Annotated in this window: 21 protein-coding genes; 12 read left to right on the forward strand and 9 right to left on the reverse strand. The window is 57.9% G+C overall.

Annotated elements, in window-relative coordinates:
* Positions 1 to 5 precede the first annotated feature (5 nt).
* The 6 genes from RMR21_RS09870 to RMR21_RS09895 all read left to right on the forward strand — a co-directional run bounded on the left by RMR21_RS09870 (position 6) and on the right by RMR21_RS09895 (position 6,373).
* Entirely contained in the window at positions 6 to 641 is a 636-nt protein-coding gene (locus RMR21_RS09870; RefSeq protein ID WP_498667829.1) for a LysE family translocator, read from the forward strand.
* 123 nt (positions 642 to 764) lie between these two features.
* A complete protein-coding gene (locus RMR21_RS09875) occupies positions 765 to 1,811 on the forward strand; it encodes a transglycosylase SLT domain-containing protein (protein WP_498667831.1) in 1,047 nt (348 codons plus the stop codon).
* Between the two features lie 307 nt (positions 1,812 to 2,118).
* Positions 2,119 to 3,369: a BtaA family protein gene (locus RMR21_RS09880; RefSeq protein WP_498667833.1), complete on the forward strand. Its 1,251-nt coding sequence runs from the start codon at positions 2,119 to 2,121 to the stop codon at positions 3,367 to 3,369.
* A complete protein-coding gene (locus RMR21_RS09885; protein WP_498667835.1) occupies positions 3,366 to 4,043 on the forward strand; it encodes a class I SAM-dependent methyltransferase in 678 nt (225 codons plus the stop codon). The genes RMR21_RS09880 and RMR21_RS09885 overlap by 4 nt, the downstream gene beginning before the upstream one ends.
* A 143-nt stretch (positions 4,044 to 4,186) precedes the next feature.
* Positions 4,187 to 4,978 (forward strand): glycoside hydrolase family 25 protein, encoded by a 792-nt coding sequence (locus RMR21_RS09890; protein WP_498667836.1) that lies wholly within the window; start codon positions 4,187 to 4,189, stop codon positions 4,976 to 4,978.
* A gap of 168 nt (positions 4,979 to 5,146) precedes the next feature.
* Positions 5,147 to 6,373, forward strand: a complete 1,227-nt coding sequence (locus RMR21_RS09895) for a lytic murein transglycosylase (protein ID WP_498667837.1) — start codon at positions 5,147 to 5,149, stop codon at positions 6,371 to 6,373.
* Positions 6,374 to 6,801: 428 nt separating this feature from the next.
* Here the strand turns inward: RMR21_RS09895 and metF are convergent, their stop codons facing one another.
* The 3 genes from metF to soxR all read right to left on the reverse strand — a co-directional run bounded on the left by metF (position 6,802) and on the right by soxR (position 9,310).
* Entirely contained in the window at positions 6,802 to 7,698 is an 897-nt protein-coding gene (gene metF / locus RMR21_RS09900) for a methylenetetrahydrofolate reductase [NAD(P)H] (protein ID WP_498667839.1), read from the reverse strand.
* 1 nt (position 7,699) lies between these two features.
* Complete coding sequence (locus RMR21_RS09905; RefSeq protein WP_498667840.1) at positions 7,700 to 8,713, reverse strand: ArsR/SmtB family transcription factor; 1,014 nt, start codon at positions 8,711 to 8,713, stop codon at positions 7,700 to 7,702.
* A gap of 147 nt (positions 8,714 to 8,860) precedes the next feature.
* Positions 8,861 to 9,310 (reverse strand): redox-sensitive transcriptional activator SoxR, encoded by a 450-nt coding sequence (soxR, locus tag RMR21_RS09910; RefSeq protein WP_498667841.1) that lies wholly within the window; start codon positions 9,308 to 9,310, stop codon positions 8,861 to 8,863.
* Between the two features lie 99 nt (positions 9,311 to 9,409).
* Between soxR and RMR21_RS09915 the strand changes: the two genes are divergently transcribed.
* Positions 9,410 to 9,874, forward strand: coding sequence for a VOC family protein (locus tag RMR21_RS09915; protein WP_498667843.1), 465 nt, complete (start codon positions 9,410 to 9,412; stop codon positions 9,872 to 9,874).
* 86 nt (positions 9,875 to 9,960) lie between these two features.
* On the opposite strand, the gene RMR21_RS09920 is transcribed toward RMR21_RS09915, so the two are convergent.
* Together RMR21_RS09920 and ettA are read right to left on the reverse strand one after the other, a co-directional pair.
* Positions 9,961 to 12,294: a methyl-accepting chemotaxis protein gene (locus tag RMR21_RS09920; protein WP_498667844.1), complete on the reverse strand. Its 2,334-nt coding sequence runs from the start codon at positions 12,292 to 12,294 to the stop codon at positions 9,961 to 9,963.
* A gap of 188 nt (positions 12,295 to 12,482) precedes the next feature.
* The gene (gene ettA, locus RMR21_RS09925) at positions 12,483 to 14,132 is read right to left on the reverse strand and encodes an energy-dependent translational throttle protein EttA (RefSeq protein WP_498667846.1); all 1,650 of its coding nucleotides are present in this window, start codon (positions 14,130 to 14,132) and stop codon (positions 12,483 to 12,485) included.
* A 119-nt stretch (positions 14,133 to 14,251) separates the two neighbouring features.
* Between ettA and RMR21_RS09930 the strand changes: the two genes are divergently transcribed.
* The 4 genes from RMR21_RS09930 (at position 14,252) to RMR21_RS09945 (ending at position 18,977) form a co-directional block, all read left to right on the forward strand.
* The gene (locus tag RMR21_RS09930) at positions 14,252 to 15,193 is read left to right on the forward strand and encodes an alpha/beta fold hydrolase (protein WP_498667848.1); all 942 of its coding nucleotides are present in this window, start codon (positions 14,252 to 14,254) and stop codon (positions 15,191 to 15,193) included.
* A gap of 93 nt (positions 15,194 to 15,286) precedes the next feature.
* A complete protein-coding gene (gene caiB, locus RMR21_RS09935; RefSeq protein ID WP_498667849.1) occupies positions 15,287 to 16,492 on the forward strand; it encodes a succinate--glutarate CoA-transferase in 1,206 nt (401 codons plus the stop codon).
* Positions 16,489 to 18,141: a thiamine pyrophosphate-binding protein gene (locus RMR21_RS09940; RefSeq protein ID WP_498667850.1), complete on the forward strand. Its 1,653-nt coding sequence runs from the start codon at positions 16,489 to 16,491 to the stop codon at positions 18,139 to 18,141. Before caiB ends, RMR21_RS09940 begins: the two co-directional genes overlap by 4 nt.
* 62 nt (positions 18,142 to 18,203) lie before the next feature.
* Positions 18,204 to 18,977, forward strand: coding sequence for a HugZ family pyridoxamine 5'-phosphate oxidase (locus RMR21_RS09945; protein ID WP_498667852.1), 774 nt, complete (start codon positions 18,204 to 18,206; stop codon positions 18,975 to 18,977).
* 194 nt (positions 18,978 to 19,171) lie between these two features.
* On the opposite strand, the gene RMR21_RS09950 is transcribed toward RMR21_RS09945, so the two are convergent.
* From RMR21_RS09950 to RMR21_RS09960, 3 genes are all read right to left on the reverse strand, one after another.
* Positions 19,172 to 19,513: a RidA family protein gene (locus tag RMR21_RS09950; RefSeq protein ID WP_498667854.1), complete on the reverse strand. Its 342-nt coding sequence runs from the start codon at positions 19,511 to 19,513 to the stop codon at positions 19,172 to 19,174.
* A 42-nt stretch (positions 19,514 to 19,555) separates the two neighbouring features.
* Positions 19,556 to 19,894 carry a protein tyrosine phosphatase family protein gene (locus RMR21_RS09955; protein WP_498667855.1) on the reverse strand — a complete coding sequence of 113 codons (339 nt, stop codon included), beginning with the start codon at positions 19,892 to 19,894 and terminating at the stop codon, positions 19,556 to 19,558.
* Between the two features lie 125 nt (positions 19,895 to 20,019).
* Complete coding sequence (locus RMR21_RS09960; RefSeq protein ID WP_498667856.1) at positions 20,020 to 20,850, reverse strand: aldose 1-epimerase family protein; 831 nt, start codon at positions 20,848 to 20,850, stop codon at positions 20,020 to 20,022.
* A gap of 157 nt (positions 20,851 to 21,007) precedes the next feature.
* Here RMR21_RS09960 and RMR21_RS09965 point away from each other — a divergent pair, with 157 nt between their 5' ends.
* Positions 21,008 to 22,399, forward strand: coding sequence for a L,D-transpeptidase (locus RMR21_RS09965; RefSeq protein WP_498667858.1), 1,392 nt, complete (start codon positions 21,008 to 21,010; stop codon positions 22,397 to 22,399).
* A 57-nt stretch (positions 22,400 to 22,456) separates the two neighbouring features.
* On the opposite strand, the gene RMR21_RS09970 is transcribed toward RMR21_RS09965, so the two are convergent.
* Positions 22,457 to 23,686, reverse strand: coding sequence for an MFS transporter (locus tag RMR21_RS09970; RefSeq protein WP_498667859.1), 1,230 nt, complete (start codon positions 23,684 to 23,686; stop codon positions 22,457 to 22,459).
* Between the last annotated feature and the right edge of the window lie 35 nt (positions 23,687 to 23,721).

The following is a 23,721-nucleotide window of genomic DNA, read 5'->3' on the forward strand; positions in this document are numbered from 1 at the left end:
AGCACATGTCCGCACAAGTCTGGCTGGTGTTCTGCTTAGCCTGTGCCATCCTTTTCGCACTGCCCTCACCCGTGTCCTTCAAAGTCGCGAGCTATACCGCCATACGCGGAAAGCGCGCCATGGTCGCAGCCGTCACCGGCGCGACGCTTGGCATCGTCACAACGGTTACCGCAGCCTCCATCATCGTCGTCGGCGCCGAACTCCTGCCCTCCACGCTTGTCGATATAGCGCGTTGGGCTGGCATGGCGTGGCTGATGCTGTTCAGCCTGTGGACAATTGCGACGCCCGCCGCGCGCGAAGCCAATGCCGACAACGACAATCTGCGTGGAAAATCCTTCGGCACCGTGTTTTCGGACTGCTTCGTAATGGCGGCGTTGCGTTTGCGTTATTTCGGCTTTTTTGTCGCTTTCCTCATGCAGTTTTTGAACGGCACCCGCGACGTGGTTGAAATGGTCACGCAAATGCAGGCGGTCCTTCTTTTGATCGCGCTCGTATGCCTTGGCCTGCAGGCAACCTTCGCACGTTTTACGATTACCTCTGTGCGGCGGATGTCGGTTAGCAAAAAAGCAAAGAATTCAAAGCGAAAGAGCTTTATAGCCGGTCGCGCCGTCACCGCCGGATACCGCCGTATCGCTGCATAAGACATTGCTGTTAAGTCGCCGCTTGCCCGAAACCTTACGATAGGTTAATGATCGCCGGATAGGGACTGCCTGCTTCGCTTGAAACGGGGGTATCGAGCGACAGGCGCACTCAAGGGCGGCAGCATGAAATTTTCAGGCAGTTTTGGTCGAAGATCGGCGCTTCTTACCTCGTCCACGGTGGGCCTTGCGCTGGCACTGGCAGGATGCACAAGCGTCGAATATTCGGCCAAGGGCGATCCATCGCACCCGAAGATAGCCTCGGTTACAGCAACATCCGCAGAAACGACCACCACCCCGACTGCAAGTGCGACACCTGCTCCTGCAACGGCAGCAGCCGCGGCGACGACGGAAACCGCAGCAGCGGCCACCCAACTCGCCTCCAACACCACGACAACGACCTTGCCGACCTCAACCGCCCTCAAGGGTGGCCGCGTTGCACTTCCCCCAGCATCGGAAATTGCAGCCGCCGCTGCTATCGACACGCAGATGCAGCCACAGACGGCCACCCAGGTCGCTCTTGCAGCACCGGCTGCCACAACACCTGCAGCGGCAGCCTTGGCTCACCAAACGGCAATTTCTGCCCTTCCGCAGGTCGTCGCACTCAAGGGAAGCTTTCCGCCAGCACCCGGCGCGCCCGGAACACCGTCAGCCGCAGCCATTCCGCTGACCGAAGAAATGATGAAGCAGCAAAGCGTCATCCCGGTTCCAAAGCCGCAGGGTGCCATGCTTGCCTATGCGTCTGCGCCGCAAAACGCAGCTCTTGCCGCCATCAGCACACGGGAAGTCATCACGCCTTCACTGGATGCGCCATCCATGGTTGGACGTCAGAAGCTCAGCGGCCTCATTACCAAATACGCCACCATGTATAATGTGCCGGAAGATCTCGTTCACCGCGTGGTCATGCGCGAAAGCCGTTATAACCCCAATGCTGTCAACGGCGGCCATTTCGGCCTCATGCAGATCAAGCACGCCACGGCACGCTCCATGGGCTTCGACGGCCCCGCTTCCGGCCTCTTCGACGCCGAAACCAACCTGAAATATGCCGTGAAATATCTCAGTGGTGCATGGCTGGTGGCCGACAACGATCGCGATAACGCCGTGCGTCTTTATGCCCGCGGCTACTATTACGACGCCAAGCGCAAGGGTATGCTGCACGTTCTGCGCAAGTAGGACGAGTTCCAGCCATCATACGGCAGCAGGTGGGGCTACCCCCCTCTGTCCTGCCGGACATCTCCCCCACAAGGAGGGAGATCGGCTGGGTGCTCTGACACCACTTCACTGTCGACGCGAGAGATGGCCAAAAGGTCGCCGCGAGTCGATCTCCCCACCTGTGGGGGAGATGTCCGGCAAGACAGAGGGGGTAGCCCAGCTCACCGGCTGCGAAATGTGGCGACCAATCCCATCCCCCCACCCCTCGTCATCAAACTGTTGCGTCTCGCCGCTAAACGCCTCTCAACCGAATGAGAGGTGGAATCAGATGACCAGTGTCGCGCCGAAAACCGGTTTCAGCAAAAACGTGAAACTCAAGACTGCGCTGCTTCAACACAAGGCTCTGTCCATCAGCGGTCTGTCGGAGCGACTGTTCGGTGTTTTGTTTTCCGGTCTGGTATACCCACAAATCTGGGAAGACCCTGAGGTCGATATGCAGGCGATGGAGCTGCGCGATGGCCACAGCATCGTCACCATCGGATCGGGCGGCTGCAACGTCCTTGCATACCTGTCGCGCAATCCATCTCGCATCGATGTGGTGGATCTCAATCCGCACCACATCGCCCTCAACAAGCTGAAACTCGCAGCGTTCCGTCACCTGCCGAACCATGGCGATGTCGTGCGCCAGTTCGGTCACGCCAATGTGCGCTCCAACAGCGAAGGTTACGACCGCTTCATCGCCCCCAACCTCGACCCGCAGACACGCGCCTATTGGTCGAAACGCAAGATGACCGGCCGCCGTCGGATTTCTGTGTTCAACGGCAACATCTATCGCACCGGCTTGCTCGGCCGCTTCATTGGCGTGGGCCACGTTCTGGCCCGCCTGCACGGTGTGAAGCTTCAGGACATGGCCAATGCCCGTTCGATGGATGAGCAACGCCAGTTCTTTGACGAGAAAGTCGCGCCCCTCTTCGACAAGCCGATGATCCGCTGGCTGACGAAGCGCAAGAGCTCGCTCTTCGGCCTCGGTATTCCACCACGCCAGTACGACGAACTCGCGAGCCTTTCGGACGGCAACACGATCGCACCGGTTCTGCGCCAACGTCTTGAAAAACTCGCCTGCGATTTTCCGCTGAAAGACAACTACTTCGCCTGGCAGGCCTTTGTGCGCCGTTATCCGCAAGCGCAGGAGGGTAACCTGCCAGATTATCTGCGCACCGATTACTATCCCGCAATCCGTAGGAATGCCGCGCGCGTCTCCGTAAACCACGCCACATTCACAGAACTCCTTGCATCCAAACCGGCATCCTCGGTAGATCGCTACGTACTTTTGGACGCGCAGGACTGGATGACGGACACGCAAATCAACGAACTGTGGTCGCAGATCAGCCGCACGGCAGCGACAGACGCCCGCGTCATTTTCCGCACTGCAGCCGAAAAGAGCGTCATCGAAGGCCGCCTCTCGCCGGATATTCGCGCCCAATGGTCCTATTTGGCCGAGCGCTCGCAGGAACTCAACGCGCGTGACCGCTCCGCCATCTATGGTGGCTTCCATATCTATCAGAGGGCGCAGGCATGAAAAGCATCGGTGACAATGTTAGCCTTCGTGATGTCAACCACGCAAACTTGATGGACAAGATGTATCGCAACCAGCGGCACATCTATGATCTGACGCGCAAATATTATCTGCTGGGTCGCGATACCACCATCGAGAAACTCGATATCCCGCAAGGCGGCAGTTTGCTGGAGGTCGGTTGCGGGACCGGTCGCAATTTACTGCGTGCATCTAACCTGTTTCCCGCGGCCAAGTTCTATGGGTTGGATATTTCTGCCGAGATGCTGACGACCGCCAGCGAGAACTTTAGTGCACATCGCGAACGCCCGATCTTTCGCGTTTCCGACGCAACAACCTTCAAACTGAGTGAGTTCGGACGCAGCTCAGGTTTTGACCGAATCATGATTTCCTACGCCATCTCCATGATCCCCGATTGGGAAAAAGCAGTCGAGCGCGCCATGCAGGCGCTGGCGCCTGGTGGCTCCCTGCATATCGTCGATTTTGGCCAGCAGGAGCAATTGCCGCAATGGTTCCGTACCCTTCTTCAGGCTTGGCTTGCCAAATTTCACGTCACTCCGCGCGCTGATATGCGCTACGCATTGGAAACCTTGGCGGGTACCCATAATGCAACGATGGAATTCGAGCCGATCGCTCGTGGCTATGCTTGGCGCGCCGTGCTGACCCTGCCAGGCGCTTGAAACCGCGCGAGACTATTGAATATGAGAATTTAAGGCCTCGCGACTTGCCATAACACCTTGTTTACCCTGTTATGGTAAACAGAAGATTACGGCGCTTCTCCGGGGCGACCGCGCGGACTTTCATTCGTTTCACTGGGATCATCATGCAGCGGCTACTTCCGGCTCTTTTCGCGTCCATCCTCCTGTTGAGCGGCTGCACCTCCACCAGTTACGATTTCCTCGAAACGGCATCCGTTGGTAAGCCGCGCTTCAAGGATAATGATCCACAGGATTTTGGCGCACGCTCACCCCACACGCATGAGGTACACGGCATCGACGTGTCCAAGTGGAATGGCGATATCGACTGGGCCACGGTACGCAAATCCGGTGTCTCCTTTGCCTTCATAAAGGCAACCGAAGGTACGGACCGTGTCGATGCGCGCTTCGACGAATATTGGCGCGGAGCGTCAGCCGCAGGCGTGGCGCACGCGCCCTACCACTTCTATTATTTCTGCGCGACGGCAGATGCCCAGGCAGACTGGTTCATTCGCACCGTGCCCAAAGAGGCGATGAAGCTTCCGCCGGTGCTGGACGTGGAATGGAACCCCGCCTCCCCAACCTGCAAGACACGGCCTTCACCAGAGGTGGTCCGTGCCGAGATACAGCAATTCCTCACACGCATCGAACGCCACTACGGCAAGCGCCCGATCATCTACACCAGTGTTGATTTCCACCGTGACAATCTGGTCGGCCAGTTCAAGAACTACCCGTTCTGGGTCCGCTCCGTCGCCGCTCACCCAGCGCAGATCTACAGCGACCGCCAATGGGCGTTCTGGCAATACACCGGCACCGGCGTCATTCCTGGCATCAGCACGCCGACAGATATCAATGTCTTTGCCGGCTCGGAAAAGAACTGGCGCACATGGGTGGCATCCGCAAACCAGCCGCGCGGCTAGTTCATAGTTTTCAACTTGATTTTTGCGGCAATTCCAGCAGATGTGCTGTGCATCGAAGACATGACGTTGGAAACATCCGTCCGTTGGTGCTTTTCCATCGTCTTGCCCACGCTTCCGCCACAAAACTTGGCGAACGCATGGTTTAAATCGCCCATTTGAGGAATTCTGATGTCCAGCTTTTCGCCACGCAGCCTCGCACTTGCTGCAACCGTGTTCACATTGTCCTGCGGCTCCGCACTGGCCGTTCCCCTCGTTACCTCGCCGGATGACCCGAAGCAGGTCGCCTGCGGTGGTGATCTCAACACCTTCTTGCAAGGCGTAAAGACGGAAGCTGTCGGCAAGGGCGTGCCAGCAGAAGCCGTGGACAAGGCGCTGGCCGGCGTGCAAATCGACCAGAAGGTTCTATCGCGTGACCGCGCCCAGGGCGTGTTCCGCCAGACCTTCCTCGAATTTTCCCAGCGCACCGTCAGCCAAGGCCGCCTCGACATGGGCCGCAAGAAGATTCAGGAATACTCCGCTGCCTTCAAGCGTGCCGAAGACGAGTATGGCGTGCCTGCAGGCGTGATTGCAGCCTTCTGGGCCATGGAAACCGACTTCGGCGCGGTTCAGGGCGATTTCAACACCCGCAACGCTCTCGTCACACTGTCGCATGATTGCCGCCGCCCGGAGCTATTCCGCCCCCAACTGATAGCGCTCACCGAAATGGTTCAGCACGGCGATCTCGATCCGGCCACCAACACTGGTGCCTGGGCTGGTGAAATCGGCCAGGTGCAGATGCTGCCCAAGGATATCATCGCTTTCGGCGTGGATGGTGATGGCGATGGTCACGTCAACGTCAAGGCGAGCAGCCCGGACGCGATCTTGACGGCAGCCAAATTCATCCAGCATCTCGGTTTCAAGAAGGGCGAGCCCTGGATCCAGGAAGTTTCCGTACCGGAGAACCTGCCTTGGGAAAAATCCGGCCTTGGCGGTACGCTGACAGCAAGCGAATGGTTCAACCTCGGTGTTGCGCCAAAGGATGGCAACAAGAGCTTTGGCGCCCTGCCCGCAGCCCTCATCCTGCCACAGGGCCGCAAAGGCCCGGCCTTCATCACCTACCCCAACTTCAACATCTATCTGGAATGGAATCAGTCCTTCATCTACACCACGTCAGCCGCCTATTTCGCGACCCGCTTCATGGGTGCACCGGTTTATGCCAAGGGCAATCCTGAGCCCGGCCTTGACGATACCGCGATGAAGGAACTTCAGACAAAGCTCGACGCCAAGACCCATGATGTCGGCAAGATCGATGGCATCCTCGGCTCCGGCACGCGCATCGCTGTACAGCGTGAGCAGCAGCGCCTCGGCCTACCCGCCGATGGATGGCCAACCCGCGCCTTGCTGGATGCCCTTTAAGAACTTGGTATCCGATTCTGACGGATTGAGATCGACGGCCGTGGCATTAACCACGGCCGTTTACTTTTTTTTCATTTTGCACTGAGTTTTTCAGACCGTAATATAAGTTGTTTTTCAAGGTATTGGCTGCAAAGCCTCAGAAATCATTGCCGTTTTCGTGTGCGACGCAATATAGATTTCGCTTTTCAAGAGACACAAAAGGGTCATAATGGTTACTGTCAACGTAAAGGAGGCAGAGCATGGGACTTACAAATTCTCTTAATGCCTTAGCAGTGGGTGTGGCGTTCGCGTTTGTTGGAGTGATGTTGTTCATCTGACACGCACCTTGGGGTCATCGACCACATCAAGCAGTTGATTATCATTTGCCATTAAAAAACGCAGGTTTTTCGAAACCTGCGTTTTGTTCGTTCTGGAGATGTCAGACATAGTTACGCAGCAGATTTTCGCAAGGGGCGATAACCGATGTTGTCCAGCACAGCATTAACCAGCGGCGCGCGGTTCATGGTGTAAAGGTGGAATTCCTGTATTCCGCGCCGTTGCAGGTCGAGAATCTGTTCGGCAGCGACATCTGCAGCCACCCTAGCGCGGCCGATCGCATCATCATCATAACCAGCAAACCGGTCGTCCAAAAACGAGGGAACACTCGTGCCGCAACGACCGGCAAAACGCTTCAGCTGCGTTAGGTTCTGGATCGGCATGATACCGGGAACGACCGGAATGGTGACGCCAGCCTTGGTGACACGCTCCATGTAGCGCTCGAAAATGTCATTGTCGAAAAAGAACTGCGTCAGTGCGCGGGTCGCTCCATTGTCGGCCTTACGCTTGAGCATATCGATATCAACAGAATCGCTTTCGCTTTCAGGGTGCTTTTCGGGATAGGCCGACACGGAAATCTCGAAATCACCGAGATCGCGCAAACCTCGTACAAGTGCGGCGGCATTCTCATACCCGTCCGGGTGTGGCTTGTAAGCTGTGCCAGGGCCGGTGGAGGGGTCGCCGCGCAGTGCCACGAAACGCTTGACGCCAATGGCTCGCAGTTCTTCCACGACATCGTGGACCTCCTGCTTGCTGGCATCCACGCAGGTCAGATGCGAGGCTGTCGGCAAACCCGCCACGGATATCATGCGATCGACAGCAACCAGTGTCGGTGCCTTCGTCGTGCCACCTGCACCGTAGGTGACGGAGACAAAGTCCGGGTTCCAGCGGGAAAGCTCCTCGACCGTCTCCCAAAGCTGCACGTCCATGTCTGCATTCTTCGGCGGAAAGAACTCGAAGGAAATTTTGAAATTTTCAGTCACGTGGCGATCTGCCTCAGTCTTCGTCATGTCATGCCCTCCCGGCGGAAAGAAGCGGTGCATTCATCGGCTCCTCGCCAGCGATCAGCAGGCGTGGATCGCGTGCGACCCAGATTGTTACGTCAAGTGACTGGGCAGAGGCATTGCCGGAATGCAGATCGACCGCCTTCTCGGGCGAAAGCCCTGCCTTTCTCAGCCACTCTTCCATGGTTTGATGCGAAAACCCGAGGCGAACATGTGCGTGCTCTTCTCGCAGATATTCGAGCTTGTGGGGTGCCAGATCAATGATCACGAGCCGACCGTTAGGGCGCAACATCCGCGCAGCCTCATTCAGCGCCATTTCAGGATGGTCGAGGAAGTGAAGCACTTGGTGAACCACCACGAGATCGAAATCCTGACTTTCCAGCGGCAGGTTCAGAATATCACCGTGCCGCACGGAAGCGTTCGCAACACCGGCCTTGTCGAGATTGGAGCGGGCAACAGCCAGCATATCGCGGCTGGCATCAATGCCAATGGCGCGGCGGTAGATACCGCTACACAGCTGAAGAATGCGACCCGTCCCGGTGCCAAGGTCCAGCATGGAATCGACCGGAGTGGTCCCGATAAGTTTCAGAAGCGCACTTTCTACCGCATCATCACTCACATGCAAACGGCGAAGCTCATCCCAGGCAGACGCATTGCGGCTGAAATAATCCTGCGCCCGCTCCGCCCTCACCCGCTTGACGGACGACAGGCGCTCAAAGTCGCGCTGGAGGACCGCATCATTGGGAGATGCGACAGAAAGAAGCTGTTTGACCATGCCAGCAGCCTTGCCATCCTGCTTCAAACGGAAGTAAGCCCAGGCACCTTCCTGATAGCGGTCGATCAGATCTTCTTCGGCCAGCAGCTTCAGATGGCGCGAAATACGCGGTTGCGATTGCCCGAGGATTTCAGTCAGGTCGGTGACCGTCAGGTCGCCCGCAGACAAAAGCGCAAGCAACCGAAAGCGTGTCGGCTCGCCTGCCGCTTTCAATAGCCCTACCAGATTATCAAGCCCCAGAGCCAATACACAAACCTCAACTCAATCAACATATAAAGATATGTTTATACGTTTAGCCAAGATATGCAAGATGGGTCGCGAGCTGCACCGTAGAAAATCTCAATCGATGCCTATGGCCGTTTTTTGGATACTCACGCATCGCGCTTCGAACCGTCACTCGAGCAAGACTGCGCCGCGCCCTTTACCGGCCAGGATGTCACCGGGATTGCGCAAGGGACAGTCTTTCACGGACAAACAGCCGCACCCGATGCATCCCTCCAGATCGTCCCTCAATTGCGTCAGCATATCGATACGCTCTTGCAGTTCTGAGCGCCACGCGACGGCCAGACCTTTCCAATCTTCAGCATTCGGCGTTCGCCCATTCGGCAGTGCGGACAAGGCCTGACGGATGTCCGCAAGCGGTATGCCAGCCTGCTGGGCAATTTTAATCACGGCCACACGCCGTAAAACCTCGCGCGGGTAACGCCGCTGGTTGCCGGCATTGCGAGATGCCGACAGCAGCCCTTTCGCCTCGTAGAAATGAAGGGTGGAAACGGCGATACCACAGCGCTTGGCAACCTCGCCGACCGAGAGCTCCCGATGAATATCCAGTTTCACAACCATGCCTCTTGACCTCAACCATTGTTGAGGTCGTATGAACCCTATCATGGCATCAATCAAGCGTCTGACGATCAAGCCAGCGCGACCAAAAGGAGATGAACCATGATCGCAGTCAACGGTCTCTACGAGACGCATCTGACCGTGTCGGATCTCGATCGCTCGATCGATTTCTACCGCGATGTCGTCGGTCTGGAACTCGCACACACCATACCGGACCGAGACGTCGCCTTCTTCTGGATCGGCGGGCGCGACACATCCATGCTGGGTCTCTGGTCGATCCACAGTTCACCCCTGCAAATGAAGCTTCACATCGCGTTCCAGACGACACTCGATGAGGTGATAAAAGCCCCCACCGACTTGCGCTCGAAAGGAATTGTTCCGCGAAGTGGCGCAGGCGTCGAAATCCATGAGCCTAGCGTCTTCCCCTGGATGCCATCGGCCAACGTCTATTTCGACGATCCTGACGGCCACCAGTTGGAATATATCACGATTCTGCCGGGCAAGCCTCGGCCAGACATTGCTGGGATGATGATGCTTTCGGAATGGGCCAAACTCGCGAAAGGCTAGAGATACAGCATTCGATCGAATATATGAGTCTTACATAGCAAAAGAGGCGGACATCGCCGCCTCTTTCAAGTTCTCGTATCTGAGACTCAGAACTCTTCCCAATCCGACTTTACCGCCAGTGCGGCATTGCCATGGCTCATCGGAACGCTGCGACGTGCATGGCCGGCTGCCGGGCGCGCGGGCTGAGGGACTTTCCGTGCCACGGAGGCCTGTCTGCGACCATCCTGCTGACCCAGCTGGAAATTCGAAAGAAGGTCGTTCAGATTTGCGCTTTCCTGAGCAAGCGATGCACCAGCGGCATTCATCTCTTCCACCATCGCGGCGTTCTGCTGCGTCGCCTGATCCATATGGTTGACCGCCGTGTTGACTTCGGCAAGCCCGACGGACTGCTCTTGAGCCGCCGTAGCGATTGCCTCCATGTGGACATTGACGGTCTGCACCAGCTCGGCAATCTCGCCAAGCCCGGCGCCCGTGTCGCTGACCAGACGCACGCCCTCGCCCACCGCCACCGCAGAATTGCCGATCAGTTCCTTGATCTCCTTGGCAGCCTTTGCAGACCGCTGCGCCAACTCACGCACCTCTTGCGCGACGACGGCAAACCCCTTGCCCGCTTCACCGGCCCGCGCCGCTTCTACACCGGCGTTGAGCGCCAGAAGATTGGTCTGGAAAGCGATCTCGTCGATGACACTGATGATCTGGCCGATCTGCTTGGAAGAATTTTCGATCTTCTCCATAGCTGCAACCGCATTGCGAACCACATCGCCGGAATTGCTTGCCTTTTCCCGCGCGGTGCGAACCACGCCACGGGCTTCTGCAGAGCGCTTCGATGTCGAGGTGACATTGGCGGTGATCTGTTCGAGAGCAGCAGCCGTCTCTTCGAGCGACGCTGCCTGCTGCTCTGTGCGCTTGGCCAGATCATCAGAGGCGGACGATATTTCATGCGAACCGCTGGTGACCGTCGATACGGACTGGCCGACGCTGGCAAGCGTTTCACGCAACTGGCGCACCGAGCTGTTGAAGTCCACGCGCAATGTTTCGAATTGCGATGTCAGCGGTTCGTTCAATTCACAGAGAAGATCGCCGGACGCAAGACGCTTCATGCTGGCGGCAAAGGTGCTGGTCGCCTGCACCAAACGGGCCTCGGTTTCGGCTTCTGCCGCACGCTGCATCGTCTCACGCTCTTCTTCTGAACGCTTGCGGTTGATCTCTGCCTCCGCCTCGAGCTGCTTGTTGCGAATGGCAGCCTCGCGAAACACTTCAACAGAGCTGGCCATGCCTCCGATTTCGTCCCGACGGTTCGAACCGGGGATCGTGACGTCCAGATTGCCAGCGGCCAGCGAACCCATGCATGCGGTCAAACGGGAAATCGGCCGGACGACGCGACCCATCACGATGTACATACCGGCCGTAGCGATTGCCAACGTCATGGCAAGCATGCTGCCATAGATGATTAGGGAAACAAATGCTGCATCTCTCTGGGCCATCGCCTGAGCGGTTAATGCATCCATCGCAAGCGATGCGACCGCAGCAACGGTGCCGAGAGCAGCCGTAATCTTTTCGCGCCATTCGTCGATGCCAACAGGACTGACCTGCCCGTCGCGCATCTTGCTGACGATATCGGCCCTCCACTTGGAAAGGTCACCGGAGAAGTAGCCGGTTTCAGCCGTAGCAACGGCATTTTTCAGTGCTGGCAGCGTGCTTGGATGATCGACAAGCACCTTTACCGAGCTCCATGCCATTGCCATCGCGGCATCGCTGCCAGCAAGCTTCAAGGTCTCCTCGTTGTTGAACGGTCGCTTGCCAGCGATTGGAACATTCATGACAACAGCGGAGGTGCCGCCATTGGAGCGTGCGGCCCAGGCAAATGCGCGCGTCTGCACCAGTCCGACCATCGTCGGATCTGCGGTCCGAATGCCGCTTTCAATGACGATAGACGCCTTTTCAAGCCCTGCCAAAAACTCGGTGCCGAGATCAAAGGACTGACCGGCAACATCCTTTGGACGAGCGTCAGGCTCAACAGTCAGAGCCGCATCGATTTTCTGGCGTTGGGCCAAAACGCGGTCGTAGATAGCCTTTGTGTTGGCGAAAGCCGAGGCGGCCTCTGCGGAACCGACGCTGCCCATCCCAGCCGCAGCCACGGCCATGGCAGCATCGACCTTGCCGCGTGCCGTCTTGACGCTTTCGAGTGTTGCCGTCGCAGCAGAGCGTGGTAGCTGCAACGCAGTGCCCGTGTCGCCGCGTTCGCTACGGAAAGCGAGGAGTGTATTGAACAGCGCTTTGTCGACACTTGTCAGGTCAGCGGCCATCGTCTGTGATTGATAAAGAGAATAGGCATTGAAAGTCGATTTACCAACAATACCGGCCAGCGCAACGCTGACAACGACGAAAGCACCCGTCAAAGCATTTCGAATAGATAACATGCCAGCCCCACTAACCAAAGAATGGTCGAATATCTGACACGTGTCCCTTAAAAAAACAGTAAATCGTGTTTGAAACATCGCGTCCTGATGTCATTTCACGACGCTTCTTGCGATTTACTTTGAAGCTCGACCATAGAAAAAGGAGAGGAACGATGCGTCCCTCTCCTTCAATCTACAGCATGGGTCGATCAGCGTGTCAGGCGCTTGTAAGCCTGGCTGCCCGGGTTCAGCGCATCTGCGCCCAACCGGCGGATCTTGTCCTGTTCGTAGTCTTCGAAGTTGCCTTCGAACCATTCAACATGACCGTCGCCTTCGAAGGCGAGGATATGGGTGGCAAGGCGGTCGAGGAACATTCTATCATGGCTGATGATGATGGCGCAGCCAGCGAAGTTTTCCAGCGCCGTTTCCAGCGCGCCAAGCGTTTCGGTGTCAAGGTCGTTGGTGGGTTCGTCGAGGAGGAGCACGTTGCCGCCCGCCTTCAGCATCTTCGCCAGGTGCACGCGGTTACGCTGACCACCGGAAAGGTTGCCGACCTTCTGCTGCTGGTCGCCACCCTTGAAGTTGAACGCGCCGCAATAGGCTCTGGAGTTCATGTCGAACTTGCCGAGCTTGATGATTTCGGCACCGCCGGAAATTTCTTCCCAGACCGTCTTGGAACCATCGAGAGCATCGCGGCTCTGGTCGACATAACCCAGCTGCACGGTGTCGCCGATGCGGACCGAACCTGCATCCGGCTTTTCCTGACCGGTGATCATCTTGAACAGTGTCGTCTTACCGGCACCGTTGGGGCCGATGATACCGACGATACCGCCCGGTGGCAGCTTGATCGACAGGTCTTTGATCAGTGTGCGGCCTTCGAAGCCCTTGGTGATGCCTTCCATGTCGATGACGACATTGCCGAGACGCTCGCTGACCGGAATGATGATCTGCGCGTCGCCGGGACGCTGCTTGTCGGCAGCATCCACTAGTTGTTCGTAGGACTTGATACGCGCCTTCGACTTGGCCTGACGGGCCTTCGGGCTGGATGCAATCCATTCCTGTTCGCGCGAAATCGCCTTCTGGCGGCCTGCGTCTTCGCGGGCTTCCTGCTGCATGCGCTTGGCTTTCGCCGTCAGGTAGGCAGAATAGTTGCCTTCGTAAGGAATGCCACGGCCACGGTCGAGTTCCAGAATCCAGCCGGTGACGTTATCCAGGAAGTATCTATCGTGGGTAATCATCATTACGGCACCGGGATAATCGCGCAGGTGTTTTTCGAGCCAGGCGATGGTTTCGGCGTCAAGGTGGTTGGTCGGTTCGTCGAGCAGCAGCAGGTCCGGCTTGGACAAAAGCAGACGGCAGAGAGCGATACGACGGCGCTCACCACCGGATAGCGTCGACACGTCGCTCTCCTTGGGCGGGCAGCGCAGGGCTTCCATGGCCATTTCGACCTGCTGTTCCAGATCCCACAGGTTCTGGCTGTCGATGATGTCTTGAAGCTTCGCGCCTTCATCCGCAGTTTCGTCGGAGTAGTTCATCATCAGTTCGTTGTAGCGCTCCAGCACAGCCGTCTTGTCGGCCACGCCGACCATGACGTTTTCGAACGCGGTCTTGGTCTCATCCAGATGCGGCTCCTGCTCGAGATAGCCGACGGTCGCGCCTTCGGCCAGCCACGCCTCACCGGTGAATTCCTTGTCCTGACCGGCGATGATGCGCAGCACGGTGGACTTACCGGCACCGTTCGGGCCGAGAATACCGATCTTGGCATCCGGGTAGAACGACAGGTTGACGTTCTCAAGGATTTTCTTGGCGCCGTAAGCCTTGTTCAGCCCCGACATATGGTAGATGAATTGACGTGCCATTGTAGCGAATGCTCCGCGTCAGATTTGAAAATTCGAATGGGAAATTTGCCGCTATGTAAGTTAAATAGGGCCACGGGGCAACCTCTAGCCCAACAATAAGCATGGCTGCGGAGAGATGAATGGACGAGACTGCATTCAGTGAAATCAATCGGCTGGCAAGTCCAACGGGCGCATCGCTCGCCTACCGGCACGAACCCGCGCAGGGCCAGCCCGTCGGCGTACTCATGATCTGTCACGGCCTCGTCGATCACGCCGGGCGTTATCGCCATTTCGCGAGCGTCATGGCCCAGCAGGGCTTTGAAGTTTATGCGAACGACCATCGCGGCCATGGACGCACCAAGGCAGATGATGCGCCGTTGGGGCGGTTCGCCTGGAAGGACGGCGTAAGCAAAGTAATCGCCGACGTGCTGGCCACGCGCTTGCTCGTCTCGGAACGCCATCCCGGCCTGCCCATCATCCTGCTCGGCCATTCCATGGGCGGTCTCATCGCGCTGAACACCGCCGTCAGCCATCCGGATGCGTTCGATGGTCTGTCCATCTGGAACTCCAACCTCAACCCCGGCATCATGGGGCGCCTGGCACAGGTCGTTCTGCGTCTGGAGAAAATGCTGAAAGGCTCGGACGTCCCCAGCGCCATCCTGCCCAAAGCCACCTTCCGCATCTGGAACAGCAAGATGCCGGAAGAGCGCACGTCGGCAGATTGGCTCAGCCACGACAAGGCAGCGGTCGATGCCTATGTCAACGACACGCTCTGCCAGTTCGAAGCCAGCGTCTCTCTGTGGCAGGATGTATTCGAAATGTCCTATCGTGGCCCGAAGCTCATCTCCCGCCTCCCCCAGAACCTGCCGATTTTGCTGGTCAGCGGCGATCAGGATGCTGCCACCAATGACGGCAAGGAAATCGTCTGGCTGGCACAGCAGTTCCGGGCAGCAGGCTTCACCGACGTCGAAGACAAAATTTACGCCGGCATGCGCCACGAGACGCTCAATGAAATAGGCTGGGAAGTACCCGCTGCGGATTTTGCTGCCTGGGCGAGGAATGTAGCCGCTGCCAATACCTGATTTCACTGCTGAAACGGAATGACGCCATGAGATTATTTCACATGCATGCAGAAGTTCGCCCGTCTATAAACTTCTGAAATATGTGAGACAGACATGGCAGAACCTTGCGATAAGAAACAACCACCCTTGAAGGGCATTCGCGTCATCGAACTGGCACGTGTGCTTGCGGGGCCATGGGCCGGACAGATGCTGGCGGATATGGGTGCTGACGTCATCAAGGTGGAAAGCCCTGATGGTGGGGACGATACCCGTGCATGGGGCCCTCCCTTCGTGGAGAGCGAGGATGGCGACAATCTTTCTGCGGCCTATTACCACTCCACCAATCGCGGCAAACGCTCCATCACGGTAGATTTGAAAACCGACGAGGGACGCGAGACCGTGCGTCGTCTGGTGAAGACTGCCGATGTCGTGATCGAAAACTTCAAGCGTGGCGGGCTGGAGAAATACGGGCTGGATTATCAGTCGCTCCGGGCGCTGAATCCCAAGCTCATCTATTGCTCCATCACCGGCTTCGGCCAGACCGGACCTTATGCGGATTTCGCCGGTTACGATTACATCGTGCAGGGCATGTCCGGCTTTATGTCGATTACCGGTGAGCCGGATGGCCAGCCGATGAAGGCGGGCGTAGCGGTTGCCGATATCTTTACCGGCATCTATTCAGTTACAGCCATTCAGGCCGCGCTCATTCACGCGATGCGCACCGGCCAAGGGCAGCATATCGACGTGGCGTTGCTGGACGTCCAATCCGCCGTGCTGGCCAACCAAAACATGAACTACCTCATTTCCGGCAAGTCCCCCGTGCGGCTGGGCAATGCGCACCCCAACATCTCGCCTTACGAGGTCGTGCCCACGGCTGATGGCTTCCTCATTCTGGCCATCGGCAATGACGGGCAATTCCGTCGCCTGTGCAAAATCCTCGGCATCGATGCTATCGCGGACGATGAGCGCTACGCGACCAACAAGGCGCGTGTGGCCCACAAGGTCGAGGTCCGCCAGATCGTTTCCACCGAAACGCTGAAATGGACGAAGCGCGATTTGCTGACGGCCTGCGAAGCCAACGCCGTGCCCGCGGGGCCGATCAATTCCATCGAGGAAATGTTTGCCGATCCGCAGGTTCAGGCACGCGGTCTACGTGTCGATCTGGAAGCCGCCGATGGCACCATCATCCCAGGCGTGCGCACGCCCATCATTCTCTCGGAAACACCTCTGCGTTACGAACGTCCAAGCCCGCGCCTGGGAGAACACCAGGCCGAAGTCATGGCCGAACTGGACGACATCGAAAGGAACTTGGCACCATGAAGAGAACCGGCGGACAATTGATTGTCGAAGCCCTGAAGGCCAACGGCGTTTCCCGCGTTTCCTGCGTGCCGGGCGAAAGTTATCTGGCGGTGCTGGACGCGCTTTATGAGAGCGGCATCGAAACCGTCATCTGCCGCCAGGAAGGCGGCGCGGCGATGATGGCAGATACCTGGGGACGCCTGACGGGCGAACCCGGCATCTGCATGGTCACGCGCGGCCCCGGTGCCACCAACGCATCTGCCGGTCTGCACATCGCCATGCAGGATTCCATTCCGATGATCCTGTTCATCGGCCAGGTTCAGCGCGATGCGCGTGAACGCGAGGCCTTTCAGGAAGTCGAATACCGCCGTGCCTTCACCGAATTCGCCAAATGGGTGGGCGAGATCGATGACGCCCGCCGCATCCCGGAATTCGTCACCCGTGCCTTCGCCATTGCCACCTCCGGTCGCCCCGGCCCGGTGGTGCTGAGCCTGCCGGAAGACATGCTGGTCGATCTGGTCGATGCGCCGGAAGCCAAACCTTACATGCCGGTGGAAAGCCATCCCGGCCCGAAACAGATGGCCAGAGTTGCCGAACTGCTGGCCGATGCCAAGCGCCCGATGTTCATCATTGGCGGCACACGCTGGACGGAAGACAGCGTGGCGAAATTCAAGACCTTCGCCGAGAGCTTCAAGCTGCCCGTCTGCTGCTCCTTCCGGCGTCAGGCGCTGTTCGATCACCTGAGCCCATCCTATGCGGGCGATGTCGGCATCGGCATCAACCTGGCGCTATCGAAAGAGATCAAGGAGGCCGATCTCATCGTGCTGCTGGGCAGCCGCATGTCGGAAATGCCGTCTTCGGGCTATACCCTGCTCGACATCCCATACCCTTCGCAAACGCTGGTGCATATCTTCCCGGACCCAGAAGAGCTAGGCCGTATGTATCGCCCTGATCTCGCCATCTGCGCCTCCACCAGCGACTTCGTGGACGCGCTGGAAGACATCAAAGCACCGCAGAGCCCCGTCTGGGCAAACCGCACCGCTGCCATGCACGATGCCTATCTGACGTGGTCCACCCCACCAAAAACAGGCCCCGGCGCTGTTCGGATGGGCCCGATCATGGAGTGGATCGAAGCCAATGTGCCTGTTGATACCGTCTTCACCAACGGCGCGGGCAACTACGCCACATGGCTGCACCGCTTCCACCGTTTCCAGCGCTTCAACACACAGTCCGCGCCGACCTCCGGCTCCATGGGCTACGGCCTGCCCGCTGCCGTCGCCGCAAAACACCTGTTCCCGGAACGGGAAGTCGTCTGTTTCGCCGGCGACGGCTGCTTCATGATGCACGGACAGGAATTCATTACCGCCGTGCGCTACGGCCTGCCGATCATCACAGTGCTGGTCAACAACGGCACCTATGGCACCATCCGCATGCATCAGGAACGGGAATATCCCGGTCGTGTCAGCGGCACCGATCTCGTCAACCCTGACTTCGTCGCCTTCGCCAAGGCCTATGGCGGGCATGGCGAACTGGTAGAAAAAACCGAAGACTTCGGCCCCGCCTATGAGCGCGCCCGTGCCAGCGGCAAGCCTGCGATCATCGAGGTGAAGCTGGATGCGGAAGCGATTACGCCTGCGCGGACGCTGACACAGATTCGTGAGCGTAGCTGATATCAACCGCTGGAAATGAAACTGCCATGATGTAAACCGTTTCAGGTAAAATGGAGAGCATCATGGCAGATACGAAAATGGCGGTGATAACCCCACGCGGCGCGAAAATCGAACCTTCCGCCGGTGCACCTTTCGAGGCCGTGCGTGTGGCACGCGACGTGCTCCACACCTGCCGCACCGCCGGTCTTGCAACGCTCGATCCGCAAAGCGGCTATCCTTATAATACGGCGACAAATATTGCCGTAGAGCCGGACGGCACACCCTTCTTCTTCGCTGCACGCCTTGCACTGCATGCACGCAATATCGAGATCGATCCGCGCATTTCGCTTGTGCTTGCACCGTTCAACAAGGGCGATGCGCTGACGCTGCCGAGGCTGACCTTGGTTGGCAAAGCTGAACTCATCGGCGAAGACGACGTGCCGCTGGCCAAGGCGCGCTATATCACCCGCTACCCCAAAGCCAAACTCTATCTCTCGCTGCCTGACACCCAACTCTACCGCCTGAAGATAGAGGGCGTGCAGATCAACGGTGGCCCGGCCCGCAACGCCAGCAACATCACGCCATTGGATTTGCGCACCGATCTATCCGGTGCAGAGGAACTGGTGGCAGCAGCAGACACCGAAATCATCCGCCTTAACGCCATCAGGGGCGAAGCGTCAAAGTTCGCCGCCCGCGCGGGCAAGAAAACCGGCGCATGGAAAATCACGTCCATAGACCCTGACGGCATCAATCTGGCCTCAGCGATCGACCTTGCCCGCCTGTGGTTTGAGGGGCGCGTGGAGAATGTGACTCAACTTGAGAAGACTTTGAATCACGTCGCGAGGCAAAACTCTTAACCCGTTAAAAACGAAGGATTTAAAGTTTCATCTCCGTCATCCTCGGGCTTGTCCCGAGGATCTAACCACAGTGTTAGAATTGAGAATTTGCAGATGCTCGGGACAAGCCCGAGCATGACGAAGGTGCCCGCTATCTGCACACAAACAAAAAAGCCGGCCCCAAAGACCGGCTTTCCATCAAAATCTGAGACCACTTAAATCGCAGCGGTCACAATAAACTCGACCTTGTAATCCGGCGTTGCCAACGGGGCACCGCTCGTGGCGCGGGCGGGTGGGTTGGCGGGGTCGATCCAGCCTTCCCAGACGGCGTTCATTTCGCCGAAGGTGGACATGTCGGAGAGGTAGATGATCGTCTGGAGAATCTTGGACTTGTCGGAACCGGCAAGAGCCAGCAGGCGGTCGACTTCGGCGAGAGCGGACTTGCTCTGTTCGGTAACGGATACGCCTTCACCGACCTGACCGGCGAGGTAGACAGTGTTGCCGTGAACGACTGCGCCGCTCATACGCTTGCCGGGTTCGATACGCTTGATGCTCATGCTGAAAACTCCTGTTGATCGTCTTGTATAGATGGCTGGAACTCAGCCGCGGATATGATGTGTCTTCTCGTAGATTGCAGTCGAACGCGCACCGGAACGGCAAAATCCGAGCATAGGGCGCTGAAACTCATCCAGCGCATCCACCATACCGGTGACAGCATCGGCATCCACACCGAAGCGTCCGACCGGCACATGCGCGACGGCAATACCCAATTCTTGTGCCCGTTCGGCAATATCGGCAAACAGGGGCTGACCGTCTTCTTCACCATCCGGGCGATGGCAGACGATGGACTTGAAACCCAGCGCCTTGACGTCATCAAGATCGGCAACGCTAATCTGGCCGGTTACGGAATATTCGTCGTCGATACGCCTGATATCCATTCTCATGTCCTCCGATGACGACGGCGATCCGGTGTTTCTCAAGCCGTGCCGTTCCAAATTTCGCACCCGGTGTAAGGGGTTAAATCCTGTGCGTCAATGATACGGTTTTCCAATTGAAAGGCGATTTAGAGAATGGAAAACCGCAAACCGTAAGAGCGGCTTTCACCCGGTTTCAGCATGTTAAACTCCCCGGCAGCCTCCAGCTCGTCGCGATCCACCCAACGATGCGAGACGGGCTCGATTCCCATGACATGGGCCGGGTCACTCTGGTTGCGCCACATCTGAAGATAGGGCAGCGTATCGGTGCGGAACGACACTTTGAGCGCCCGCCCGCCGATGGCTGCGATCGGCCCCAGTGTCATTTCGGCCCAGCCTTCCTTGCCCTCACCCGCCGGCACGCAGAAAACGCCACCCGGCTCGTCCCCGAAGCGCCATCCAAAACCACCGCCGTCAAACATTGCACCTGATAGTTTCACGCCGTCATCGAACAGTCTTGCGCCAACATTCATGTGATACATCTGAAAAACAGGCCGCTCGCTGTCACCGGTATTGGTCACGACATCATCGAGGCTGACCTCGCCACTTGCACCATCGATGCGCCACTCGCGTTCCAGAAGCGCAGTACCACCATCTGCGAGTCTCACGGGAACCCTTGCCGTTGCCTGCGCATTACCGTCAGAGACCACCCAACCGGTAACCTCGGCGGGGTGGGACGAAAACGAGCCGTGCAGAGGATATTTGCCGCCCGCCGCCATCGGCTCAGGATGACGAATATGATCGGGGCCGCAGGTGAACATAAATCCTTCGAGAGAATGGTCGATCCTAGGGTCGTCATCGTTGGGAATGGCCCTGCCCGGAGCAATATCGATACCCTCAACGATGCAGGAGCCGATATCGAAAACGGAGGTCTCGTCCAGAAGTATCGTAGGGGATTTTCCGGCTTGCAGCGCGCGCATGGACTGTTCCTTCACTCACTCGATGACATGGCGATCACATAAAAGCGATCGCCGCGTCGTAAAATTAAGATTGCGTTAACTTCGAATTCACCTTTTTCACAATAGGGTCAAGATTAACGTGTGTGTATTGGGCATGAACCCAAGGGATCGCAGAATCGTGAAACTTTTAATTAACGCAATGTTCTCTCTCGCTGTCGCGGCGACCCCTTTGCTTGTGCCCCATCAGGCTCTTGCCCAGCAACCCATGCTGGTCTCGCCCGATGGCCGCGTCCTTGAGTTCATGCCTGACCGTGGCGATATTGTGATCAGTCGCGACAGCATCGGTCGCACGGTCTATTACGACCGCTATGGAAACCTAGTTGCCACGGAAATGCCGAATGGCGGCGCGTCTCCGCGTCGTGAAGCAGTGCGCCAGGACCCGTATTACCCGCAGCAGGACGACAACTATTATCCCCCAGCGCCGGGCCAAATGCGTGAACCGCAACCTCAGTACGGCTCGCAGGGCAATCAGAACGGCAGGGACTTCAGGGAATATCGTGGTGACGGCACCGATCCCGATGTTTACACCGGCTCAGTCTCGCGGCCCGGACAGGTCGAAAGCGGTCCTCTGGGTGAACCAGTTCCCGGCGAAACCAATACAGCCATGGTGCCGCAGCCTGACCACCTCGTCGAGCGTAACCAGCCGGTGACGGCACCGGTTAATCGCTCGCGTCAGGAAATCGTAGCGCTTCAGGTATTTCTCGACCGCGAAGGCATTTCGCCTGGCGTGATCGACGGAAAGATGGGTGACAACGTCAACAAGGCCATCGCTGCTTGGCAGGATATGACAGGCGACCGTCTGGACCCGAACAACACAGATGATATCATGGAGCGTCTCCGCAACACCGGCGGTCTCGCTATTGTGGATTATACCATTACCGCTGCCGATGCCGCAGGCCCCTACGTGGCGTCTATTCCCGATGACTACGCCGAAAAGGCGCAGCTTCCAGCCATGGCCTACACCTCCACGTCCGAAGCGCTGGCCGAACGTTTCCACATGGATGAGACCTATTTGAAGGAGCTCAACCCCGGCGTCGACTTTACCGTACCCGGCACCATCATAAAGGTCGTCAGCCCCGGCGACACCAAAAAGGGCCAGGTTGCCCGCATCGTGGCGCATAAGGGCATCAAGCAGGTGTTCGCCTATGACGAGGGCGGTGTTCTGATTGCTGCCTACCCTGCGACCATCGGTTCTTCGGATACGCCTTCGCCGTCCGGCACGCATACGGTCGAACGCATCGCGCTTAATCCGGGATACACCTATAATCCGAAGATCAACTTCCAGCAGGGTCAGAACAGCCAGATTCTACAGATTCCGCCCGGCCCTAACGGCCCCGTCGGCACTGTATGGATTGCCCTGTCAAAGCCGACCTATGGCATTCACGGCACACCGGAACCTTCCAAGATCGGCAAGACCAATAGTCACGGCTGTATCCGCCTGACAAACTGGGATGCAACGGAACTGGCAAAAATGGTCCGCCCCGGCGTGGTGGTGGAGTTTGCCGAGTAAGGCACATTTCCAAAGACTGAAAGCCCGGCTCAAATGCCGGGCTTTTTTATGACTTCGTTACCCCAGACGCGGCGTTACTTTTTTATTCCGACCCTCTGTCAGGAAGAACGCGAACGCCATGGCGGGCAGTACAAAGCCAAGCCAAGATGCCGCCGTCCATTGTCCGTGTGCATAGGCCCATCCGCCCAGAGCAGAACCGGCAGCGCCACCCATGAAGAACGTCGCCATGAAGATGCCGTTGAGGCGGCTGCGAAATTCTGCCCCCAGCGTGAAGATGGCGCGTTGGCTGAGGACAAGATTGGTTGTCACGGCAAAATCAAGCACGATGGCGGCAACAACCAAGAGCGCCAGCGACAGATGAGACCCCTCGGGCGCCAGGTGCGTGATGAGGAAAGACGCCATTCCCGCCACCAGAGCACACAGGGTTGCCGCCCAAGTCCAGCCACGGTCCGCCAAGCGCCCGGCAATGGGGGCTGCAACGGCACCGGCGGCGCCGGCCAGCGCAAAAAGTGCGATTTCACTTTGCGACAGGCGGAAGGCCGGGCCACTCAGATAGAGCGGCGTGACTGTCCAGAACAGGCTGAACGCTGAAAACATACCCGCTTGATAAATCGCCCGGCGTTGTAGAATCGGCGTATTCACAGCAAGCTTTCCCATTGAGGCAAGGAGCACGCGGTAAGGAAGCTTCGCATCCGGCATCCGGCGCGGTAACAAGCGATAAAGTACCAGCGACAGAACAGCCATGATGCAGGCGGACAACAGGAAAACACCGCGCCATGACACGAACTCAGATAGTACGCTGGAAACAGGCCGCGCCAGCATGATGCCGACCATCAGCCCGCTCATGATGCTGCCAATAACGCGGCCGCGTATCGCATCAGGGGTCATATGAGCGGCTAGAGGCACGATCATTTGCACCGCAACAGAGCTTACGCCGACCAGAAATACGGCTGTAAGAAACTGTACGGCATGTGGCGCGAGCGCCGCTGCAATCAACGCAGCCGTCGCCATAACAATGGTGGTGACGATCAGCTTCCGGTTCTCGAGGAGGTCGCCCAGCGGCACAACAAACAGCAACCCCAGTCCGTAACCGATCTGCGTCAGCGTCACGATCAACCCCGTTGCAGCGGCAGAGAGGCCAAGCTCTGCCCCGATCGGGCCGGCCAGCGGCTGGGCATAATAGATGTTCGCTGCAATCAGCCCACAGGCACTGGCCAACAGAAAAATCATGGCGGAAGAAATCGTTTCTTCCTGTGCGGGCGTCGCGCCAAGCACTCTAGATGTCATTACACGTCTCCAAATTAGGAAATAACCATTTCCAA

Source organism: Agrobacterium sp. rho-8.1, assembly GCF_033957725.1.
In the GTDB taxonomy this organism is placed as follows: domain Bacteria; phylum Pseudomonadota; class Alphaproteobacteria; order Rhizobiales; family Rhizobiaceae; genus Agrobacterium.